Below are 8,175 nucleotides of genomic sequence, written 5' to 3' on the forward strand. Positions count from 1 at the left end.
GGCGCGGACCCCACGCTGGACGGCGACCTCGGCAAGCTGGCGGCCGCCCTGCACGCCTTGGGCGCCAAGGCCGCCGTGGCGCCGATCTGCTTCTTCCCCGACCGGCTCGAACTCAAGCCGCAGGCGGGCGAGGACATGGGCGGCATGCTGCGCCGCCTGGTCAGCCAGATGACCGCCGACGACTGGAAGCTGAACGCCCAGTTCCTCAACACCAAGGCCGAGGCCCTGAAGAAGGAGGGGCTCAAGGTCGGCTACCACAACCACAACTTCGAGTTCCTGCCCCTGGGCTCGACGACCGGCCAGGAGATCCTGCTGAAGGAGACCGACCCCAGTCTGGTGACCTTCGAGATCGACGTGGGCTGGGTGGCCGCCGCCGGCCACGACCCCGCGGCCCTGATGGCCAGGCACATGGGCCGCTTCACGATGATGCACGTGAAGGACATCAAGCCCTCCACCAAAGCCAACTTCGCCCTCAGCATGGACCCCACCGAGGTGGGCTCGGGCGCCATCGACTGGAAGACGCTGCTGCCAGCCGCCCGCGCGGCTGGGGTCGTGAACTTCTTCGTCGAGCAGGAGCCGCCGTTCACCCGTCCGCGCATCGAGGCCGCGAAGCTCAGCCACGACTTCCTGGCCGGCGTGGCCGCGTGAGGCCGCTGCGGCTCGCCATGGTCGGCGGCGGCCCGGGCTCGTTCATCGGGCCCGTCCACCGCATGGCCGCCGAGCTGGACGGCCGGATCCGCCTCACCGCCGGCGTCTTCAGCCGCGATCCGGAGAAGAACGCCGCGGCCGCCGATGCCTGGGGCGTTGCGCCGGATCGCGCCTACGCCGACCATGCCCAGATGATCACCGCCGAGGCCGCCCGCCCGGACGGCTGCGACCTCGTCGCCGTGGTCACGCCGAACCACCTGCACTTCGACGTTTCGGCCGCCGCGCTGAAGGGCGGTCTGCACGTCATCAGCGACAAGCCCGCCACCCTCGACCTCGCCCAGGCCCGCGAGCTCGCCGCCATCGTCGGCGTCTCGGGCCGCCGCTATGGCCTGACCTACACCTACACGGGTTATCCGATGGTCCGCGAGGCGCGCGAGATCGTCCGCCGCGGCGACCTCGGGACCGTCCGCAAGGTGGTCGCCGAGTACGCGCAAGGGTGGCTTTCCACCCCTCTCGAACAGAGTGGCGACAAGCAGGCGTCCTGGCGCTCGGACCCCGCCCAGTCCGGCGTCGGGGGCTGCATCGGCGACATCGGCGTCCACGCCTTCAATATCGCGGAGTACGTCACGGGCCTGAGGGTCGAGCGCCTCTGTGCCGACCTCGCCGCCGTCGTGCCCGGCCGCACCTTGGACGACGACTGCAACGTGCTCCTCCGCTACGCCGGCGGCGCCCGCGGCGTGCTGGTCGCCTCGCAGATTTCGGCCGGAGCGCGCAACGGGCTCACGCTGAAGGTCTACGGCGAGAAGGGCGGCCTCAGTTGGTCGCACGAGCGCCACACCGAGCTCACCATCGACTGGCTGGACGGCCCGACCCAGACGCTGCACGCGGCGTCCGGCTACCTGGGCCACGCCGCGCGCGCCGCCTCGCGGCTGCCCACCGGCCATCCCGAAGGCTTCATCGAGGCCTTCGCCAACATCTATCGCGACTTCGCCGACAGTATCGCCGAGGACCGGTCGCCTGGCGCCTCCGGCGACCTCGTCCCCGGCATCGTGGACGGCGCGCGCGGCATGGCCTTCGTCGAGCGCGCGGTGGAAGCCAGTCGCGCGAACGCGGGCTGGGTCGACTTGAACGCGGGTGTGGGATGAAGACGATCAAAGGCCCCGGTATCTTCCTGGCCCAGTTCGTGGGGCCCAATCCGCCCTTTGACCGGCTGGACACCATCGCGAAATGGGCGGCGGACCTCGGCTACAAGGGCCTGCAGCTTCCCACCGGACCGGGCTCGTTCGTCGACTTGGAACAGGCCGCTGAGAGCCAGGCCTATTGTGACGACATCGCCGGAACGCTGGCCCAGTACGGCCTTTCGGTCACCGAGCTCTCCACCCACCTGCAGGGCCAGCTCGTCGCCGTCCACCCGGCCTACGACGCCCTTTTCGACGGCTTCGCCCCGCCCGAGGTCCACGGCAAGCCGGCCGAGCGCCAGGCCTGGGCCGTGCGCCAGGTCACCCTCGCGGCGAAGGCCAGCCAGCGCATGGGCCTCACCGCCCACGCGACGTTCTCGGGCGCGCTCGCCTGGCCTTACGTCTACCCCTGGCCGCAGCGTCCGGCGGGCCTCGTCGAGGAAGCCTTCGCCGAGCTTGGCCGCCGCTGGACGCCCATCCTCGACGCCTTCGAGGACGCAGGCGTCGACTGCTGCTACGAGATCCACCCGGGCGAAGACCTGCACGACGGCGCCACCTACGAGCGGTTCCTCGACGAGGTGAGGGGCCACGCCCGCGCGTGCCTGCTCTACGACCCCAGCCACTTCGTGCTGCAGCAGCTGGACTACCTTGACTACATCGACCGCTACCACGAGCGCATCCGGGCCTTCCACGTTAAGGACGCCGAGTTCCGGCCCAGCGGCCGCTCGGGCGTCTACGGCGGCTATCAGGGCTGGGTCGAGCGGCCCGGGCGCTTCCGCTCGCTGGGCGACGGCCAGGTCGATTTCGGCGCGATCTTCTCCAAAATGGCCGCCTACGATTATCCCGGCTGGGCGGTGCTCGAGTGGGAGTGCGCGCTGAAGCACCCTGAGGACGGCGCCCGCGAAGGCGCGCCCTTCATCCGCGACCACATCATCCGCGTCACGGACCACGCCTTCGACGATTTCGCCAAGTCCGGCGCCGACGCCACGGCCAACCGCAAGCTGCTCGGCCTCTGAGCGCGCCGCAGGCGCCCTTTAACCGCGAAAAACGCGGAAGAACGCAGAAAGCCGGCGACGGCTTCTGCCCTTCTGCGTCCTTCCGCGTTTTCCGCGGTTTGTTTCTCTTGGGTGCTGGCACGCCCGCGTAAGTCTGCTCGCGGCGCGCAATTCGTGCTTCCCTTGGTCAACGACAAAGGAAGCGCGCACCCATGACGATGAAGCTCTACTCCGGCGACCTCAGCCCGTACTCCGCCCGCGTGCGGATGCAGATCTACGCCAAGGGCATCACCGACATCGTGCTCGAGCGCCCCGCCGACTTCGGCATGCCCGGCTTCCGGCATCGCAATCCGATCGGCCGCATCCCGGTCCTCGACATGGACGGCGACCTGATGCCGGAGTCCGAGGTGATCGCGGAGTACCTGGAGGAGGTGTATCCCCAGCCCACTCTTCTCGGCAGAACACCGCGCGAGACCGCCCACATCCGGACGATCGCCCGCATCGGCGACATCTACCTCATGAACAACATGTTCATGCTCTCGCCGCAGACCCGCGCCCGCACGCGTAACCAGGGCGTCGTCGACCTGCTGGCCGGCCAGGTGGTGCGCAACGTCAAGGCGCTCGACAAGATGATCGGGACGGATGGCTACGCCGCCTGTGGCCGCCTCACCCTCGCCGACTGCGCCCTCGTCCCGGCCCTGTTCCTGATCGAGAACGTGCTGCCGGGCGTGGGGGTCGACAACCCGATCCCCGCCAGCCTCAACGTCGCCGCCTGGTGGTCGGCCATCCAGGCCAACGAACACGCCGCCCGCGTGCTGGAAGAGCTCCACCGCGGTCTCGAGGAGCGCAAGGCCCTCATCCGCTCCGGCGCCTTCGACAAGATGATGGCCGCCGCGAAGGCGGCGATGGAAGCGGCGGAAGGCTAGGGGGCCGGACTGTACGGGTGGTCGACGGCCGTGGGATCCTCCATGGCGTCGTCGTCTTCGAGGCTGTCGGCCAGGTCGCGATAGTCCTGCGCCGCCTGCTCGAAGCCCTCGCGGCCCTGGTCCAGGCCCGCGGCGTCGGCCAGCACCTGGATCCGCGCCGCTTCCGTCCGGTAGTAGATCGCTCGGCCATGGTGGGCGATGGATCCGGGGACGACGGACATGCAACCAGCCTCCGCAGAGGAAGGCGGAATGTCCGCGGCGCGCGCAAGTTCCGCAGGGCGAGGCCGCCGCGCCGTTGCGGTTCGCGTAACCCCGGCGCCGGCCGGCCGTTCAGGCGCATACATATGGAGTCTCCGGCATCGCGCCGTCCGCCCGCAGGCCGACACTGTGGCCTCGATGTCCCCAGGAGCGCCGCGCCGGGAATGATCGACCGCTTGGCTCACGGCACAGGCCCCGACGGCGCAGTTCCGGATGTGGTGACGCGGCGGCCGAGTTCCTATGGACGTAAAACCATTTGTTCTCGCATTGGGAACGTTCGGCGCCCGGCGGCGCTAGGCATCTGCGTCACCAAACCCTATGCGGAACGAGCTATTCCATGCCGGCCAAGGCCGATCTCGCCGAACTGGAAGAGCGCACGCGGGCGACGGAACGCCTGCTCAGCACCCTGATCGCCATCCTCTCGGCGCGCGAGCCGCGGCTGCTGCAGGAGCTTCAGGCCGTGTTCGAAAGCCCTGATTTCGCGAAGGACGAAGCTGGCCGCGCCGCCTCGTCGACATGGGCCCGCATCGCCAAGGGCCTGAAGGCCACGGGCCGCCTGGTGGACAGCCTCGGCGACGACGAGCGGCCCTGACCGCGGATCGCGCGGCGAAATTCCACGCCGCCTCACACGCTCGCTCCCACGACCACCCCTCATCCACCTCCCGAACAGCGGCGCCCGGCGGGCGGCCGCCAGGCTCGGGAGAGACGGATGGATGGATTGGCGCAACGCCTGGGGGCGTCGGGTGAGGCAATGGCGGTGGTCGCGCCGAGGGAGAAGGGCGCGCCGCGCCGTCGAACGCCCTTCGGCGTCTTCGCGCTCCTCCAACTCTACATGGCCGCCGTCGTGGTCGCCGGCTTCGCGCCCAGCTTCTACCTGAAGCCCGCGCGCGTGGCCGCCATGGACCCCGCGATCCACCTACACGCCGGGGTCATGACGCTGTGGATCGTGTTCATGGCCATCCAGGGCGTGCTGCCGGCGCAAGGCCGCGTCCGCCTGCACCGCACGCTCGGCTGGTGGGGCGCCGGTCTCGCGGCGCTGGTGCTCATCACCGGCGCCGTCATCACCGTCAAAGGCGTGCACGACGGCCACGACCCGTTCCGCCTGGGCTCGGCTGAGGCGTTCGCCATCATCCCGGTCCGCGACCTCGTCACCTTCGCCGTGTTCCTCGCCGTCGGCCTCGCCACCCGCAAGAGCGCTCCCGACGCCCACAAGCGGATGATGACGCTGGCCACGCTGTCGGTGATTCCCGCCGGCCTCGCGCGGCTCGCCGCCTTCACGCCCGAGCCGGTGATCATCGCCCTCAACCACGCCCCGATCGCGGCCATGGTCGCCTACGACCTCTGGACGCGCCGCCGTGTGCTCACCTCCACCTGGGTGGGCTCGGCCTTCCTGGTCGCCGCCACGCCCGTGTGCCTGGCGATCGCGAAGACGGAAGGCTGGCTGGACTTGGTCCGGGCCCTCACCTGAAGCGCGGCGGCGCCTCGGCCCCGCCTACTTCAGCACCAGCACCTCGATGTCCTTGAACGCGATCGGGTGACCCTCGCTCTGCAGGGCGATGTAGCCCTCGGTCACCGGCAGCTTGCCGCCGCGCGCCTCGATCAGCCGCTTGGCGTCGGCGGCGGCCATCGGGTCGGCGGGGTCCAGCGCCACGTCGCTATAGGTGTGCACCACGGCCCCGTTGATCTTCTCGGTGATCACGCCCTTGGGCGAAACCTCCAGCTCCAGATCCACCCAGGTCCCGTTCGGTATGGTGGGGCCGGTCGAGTTCGAACAGTGCACCGGCTGCTTCGTCCCGTTCAGGGTGACGGACACGCCCGGCGTGCAGAGGTTGCCCGTGGGCCTGGGCCCCGGCCCGTCGGCGCCCAGGATCTGGAACTCTACCGACACCGGGAACGGCTGGTTCAGCCCCATGCTCTCCGGGCTCTGGCTGTGGAACATCACGCCCGAGTTCGAGCGCGCCCAGCCCGGCGTGTCGGGCAGCGGCGGCTCCAGCACCTTGTACTTCAGCCGCAGGCGATAGGCCTTGAAGGGCGTCTTGTAGAACAGGTGCCCGAACCGGTTCTGGAAGCGGTCGTAGCCCGCGTACGAGACGGTGATCGCCCCGTCCTTCACGATGAAGGTGTCGCGCGCGTTCTCGCCCGCCGGCGAGCCTACGATCTTGGGCGTCCAGCCGTTCAGCGTCTTCCCGTCGAACAGCGGCTTCCACCGCTCGGCCGCGGTCGCGGACGTCACGCACGCCATCGCCAGAACCACGCCCAGCATCGCCCGATTTTGGGTCATCCGCCTTCCTCCCACGCTTGCGATGTAATCCTTTTCATGAAACCTTGCCGGAAGAAAGCGGTACAACCGCTCGTGAGGCCTTCCGGCCGTTGGCCGGGGCCCGATGGGGAGACGCGATGGCCAACCTGAACACCCGCGCGCGGCAGGAAAACACCTACGACGCCATCGTCGTCGGCAGCGGCATCTCGGGCGGCTGGGCCGCCAAGGAGCTGACCGAAAAGGGCCTGAAGACGCTCGTGCTCGAGCGGGGCGGGGCGCTCGCGCATCCGGAGGGCTACACGACCGCCACAATGGACCCGTGGGACACCCAGTACCCGCTGGGCCGCCTGCCGGCGGCGGAGATGAAGGCCAAGTACCCGGTGCAGCAGCGCACCGGCTACACGATGACCGAGTACACCCAGCATCTGTTCGTGCGCGACGACGAGAACCCCTACTCGGAGACCAAGCGCTTCGACTGGATCCGCAGCTACCATGTGGGCGGCCGCTCGGTGACCTGGGGCCGCCAGAGCTATCGCCACGCGCCGATGGACTTCGAGGCCAACGCCAAGGAGGGGATCGGCGTCGATTGGCCGATCCGCTACGCCGACCTCGCGCCCTGGTACGACCGCGTGGAGCGCTTCATCGGGGTCAGCGGCCGCAAGGAGGGCCTGGCCCAGCTGCCCGACGGCGTGTTCCAGCCGCCCATGGCGTTCAACTGCGTCGAGGAGAAGCTGAAGGAGAAGGTCGAGGCGCGCTTCCCCGAGCGGCGCATCACCATCGGCCGCACCGCCCATCTGACCGAGCCCACCGAGGAACAGATCGCGCTCGGCCGCGGCAAGTGCCAGCATCGCAACCTCTGCATCCGCGGCTGCCCGTTCGGGGCCTACTTCAGCTCCAACTCGGCGACCCTGGTGGCGGCCGAACGGACCGGCAACCTGAAGGTCCGGCCGAACTCGATCGTCACCACCATCCTCTACGACCCGAAGAAGCAGCGCGCCGAGGGCGTGCGCATCCTGGACGCGGCGACCGGCCAGGAGGAGGAGTTCTACGCCGACGTGGTGTTCCTCAACGCCAGCGCGCTGGCGACCACATGGATCATGCTGAACTCGACCAGCAGCCGCTTCCCGAACGGCTTCGGCAACGGCTCGGACCAGCTGGGCCGCAACATCATGGACCACCACCTAGCCGCCGGCGCCCAGGCCGAGGCGCCGGGCTTCGAGGATAGCTACTACTCGGGCCGTCGGCCGAATGGCGTCTACATCCCGCGCTTCCGCAACCTCGGCGATGCAGCCACCAAGCGGAAGGACTACCTCCGCGGCTTCGGCTACCAGGGCGGCGCCGGCCGGCCCGGCTGGACCCGCGCGCTCTCGGCTCCCGGGTTCGGCGCGGCCCGCAAGGCCGAGCTCTCCCAGCCGGCGCCGTGGGTGGTGCGGCTGGGCGGCTTCGGCGAGATCCTGCCCTATGCCGACAACCGGGTGACCCTGAACAAGGACAAGAAGGACAAGTACGGCCTGCCGACGCTCACCTTCGACGGGTCGATCCGCGAGAACGAGCTCGCCATGCGCAAGGACATGCAGGCCGCCGCCGCCGAGATGCTGGAGGCGGCGGGCTTCAAGAACGTGCAGACGATGGACGGCGACTACGCGCTGGGCCTCGGCATCCACGAGATGGGCACGGCGCGGATGGGCCGCGATCCCAAGACCTCGGTGTTGAACGCCTTCAACCAGGTACACGAGTGCAAGAACGTCTACGTGACTGACGGCGCGGCCATGACCTCGGCGTCGTGCGTGAACCCGTCCCTGACCTACATGGCGCTGACCGCGCGGGCCGTAGACCATGCGGTGACCGCCCGGAAGCGCGGCGAACTGTGAGGGGGAGACGAGCGATGCTGACCCGACGCGACGCCTTCT

9 protein-coding genes are annotated in these 8,175 nt (G+C 69.5%); 7 read left to right on the top strand and 2 right to left on the bottom strand.

The window, feature by feature from the left end; genetic code table 11:
* The 4 genes from VGD44_RS18835 to VGD44_RS18850 all read left to right on the top strand — a co-directional run.
* Window positions 1-648 (top strand): sugar phosphate isomerase/epimerase (locus VGD44_RS18835; protein ID WP_331089913.1); only part of this gene is annotated, 648 nt, incomplete at its 5' end.
* 17 nt (window positions 649-665) lie between these two features.
* Window positions 666-1,793 (top strand): Gfo/Idh/MocA family oxidoreductase, encoded by a 1,128-nt coding sequence (locus VGD44_RS18840; protein WP_331089921.1) that lies wholly within the window; start codon window positions 666-668, stop codon window positions 1,791-1,793.
* Window positions 1,790-2,842 (top strand): sugar phosphate isomerase/epimerase, encoded by a 1,053-nt coding sequence (locus VGD44_RS18845; protein WP_331089914.1) that lies wholly within the window; start codon window positions 1,790-1,792, stop codon window positions 2,840-2,842. The genes VGD44_RS18840 and VGD44_RS18845 overlap by 4 nt, the downstream gene beginning before the upstream one ends.
* 191 nt (window positions 2,843-3,033) lie before the next feature.
* Complete coding sequence (locus VGD44_RS18850) at window positions 3,034-3,747, top strand: glutathione S-transferase family protein (RefSeq protein ID WP_331089915.1); 714 nt, start codon at window positions 3,034-3,036, stop codon at window positions 3,745-3,747.
* On the opposite strand, the gene VGD44_RS18855 is transcribed toward VGD44_RS18850, so the two are convergent.
* Window positions 3,744-3,968, bottom strand: a complete 225-nt coding sequence (locus VGD44_RS18855; RefSeq protein WP_331089916.1) for a hypothetical protein — start codon at window positions 3,966-3,968, stop codon at window positions 3,744-3,746. The genes VGD44_RS18850 and VGD44_RS18855 overlap by 4 nt on opposite strands.
* 374 nt (window positions 3,969-4,342) lie before the next feature.
* Between VGD44_RS18855 and VGD44_RS18860 the strand changes: the two genes are divergently transcribed.
* The gene (locus VGD44_RS18860) at window positions 4,343-4,597 is read left to right on the top strand and encodes a hypothetical protein (RefSeq protein WP_331089917.1); all 255 of its coding nucleotides are present in this window, start codon (window positions 4,343-4,345) and stop codon (window positions 4,595-4,597) included.
* 159 nt (window positions 4,598-4,756) lie between these two features.
* A complete protein-coding gene (locus VGD44_RS18865) occupies window positions 4,757-5,473 on the top strand; it encodes a hypothetical protein (protein ID WP_331089918.1) in 717 nt (238 codons plus the stop codon).
* A 24-nt stretch (window positions 5,474-5,497) separates the two neighbouring features.
* Here the strand turns inward: VGD44_RS18865 and VGD44_RS18870 are convergent, their stop codons facing one another.
* The gene (locus VGD44_RS18870; protein WP_331089919.1) at window positions 5,498-6,286 is read right to left on the bottom strand and encodes a DUF1080 domain-containing protein; all 789 of its coding nucleotides are present in this window, start codon (window positions 6,284-6,286) and stop codon (window positions 5,498-5,500) included.
* A 116-nt stretch (window positions 6,287-6,402) separates the two neighbouring features.
* Here VGD44_RS18870 and VGD44_RS18875 point away from each other — a divergent pair, with 116 nt between their 5' ends.
* A complete protein-coding gene (locus VGD44_RS18875; protein ID WP_331089920.1) occupies window positions 6,403-8,136 on the top strand; it encodes a GMC family oxidoreductase in 1,734 nt (577 codons plus the stop codon).
* Window positions 8,137-8,175: the final 39 nt, after the last annotated feature.

Origin of the sequence: Phenylobacterium sp. (assembly GCF_036402295.1) — a bacterium.
Classification (GTDB): Bacteria; Pseudomonadota; Alphaproteobacteria; order Caulobacterales; family Caulobacteraceae; genus Phenylobacterium.

Excerpts from the sequence above, each read along its gene's own strand:
- VGD44_RS18870 (WP_331089919.1), bottom strand. The coding sequence starts at position 6,286 with ATGACCCAAAATCGGGCGATGCTGGGCGTGGTTCTGGCGATGGCGTGC.
- VGD44_RS18850 (WP_331089915.1), top strand. The coding sequence starts at position 3,034 with ATGACGATGAAGCTCTACTCCGGCGACCTCAGCCCGTACTCCGCCCGC.
- VGD44_RS18865 (WP_331089918.1), top strand. The coding sequence starts at position 4,757 with ATGGCGGTGGTCGCGCCGAGGGAGAAGGGCGCGCCGCGCCGTCGAACG.
- VGD44_RS18855 (WP_331089916.1), bottom strand. The coding sequence starts at position 3,968 with ATGTCCGTCGTCCCCGGATCCATCGCCCACCATGGCCGAGCGATCTAC.
- VGD44_RS18860 (WP_331089917.1), top strand. The coding sequence starts at position 4,343 with ATGCCGGCCAAGGCCGATCTCGCCGAACTGGAAGAGCGCACGCGGGCG.
- VGD44_RS18845 (WP_331089914.1), top strand. The coding sequence starts at position 1,790 with ATGAAGACGATCAAAGGCCCCGGTATCTTCCTGGCCCAGTTCGTGGGG.
- VGD44_RS18875 (WP_331089920.1), top strand. The coding sequence starts at position 6,403 with ATGGCCAACCTGAACACCCGCGCGCGGCAGGAAAACACCTACGACGCC.
- VGD44_RS18840 (WP_331089921.1), top strand. The coding sequence starts at position 666 with ATGGTCGGCGGCGGCCCGGGCTCGTTCATCGGGCCCGTCCACCGCATG.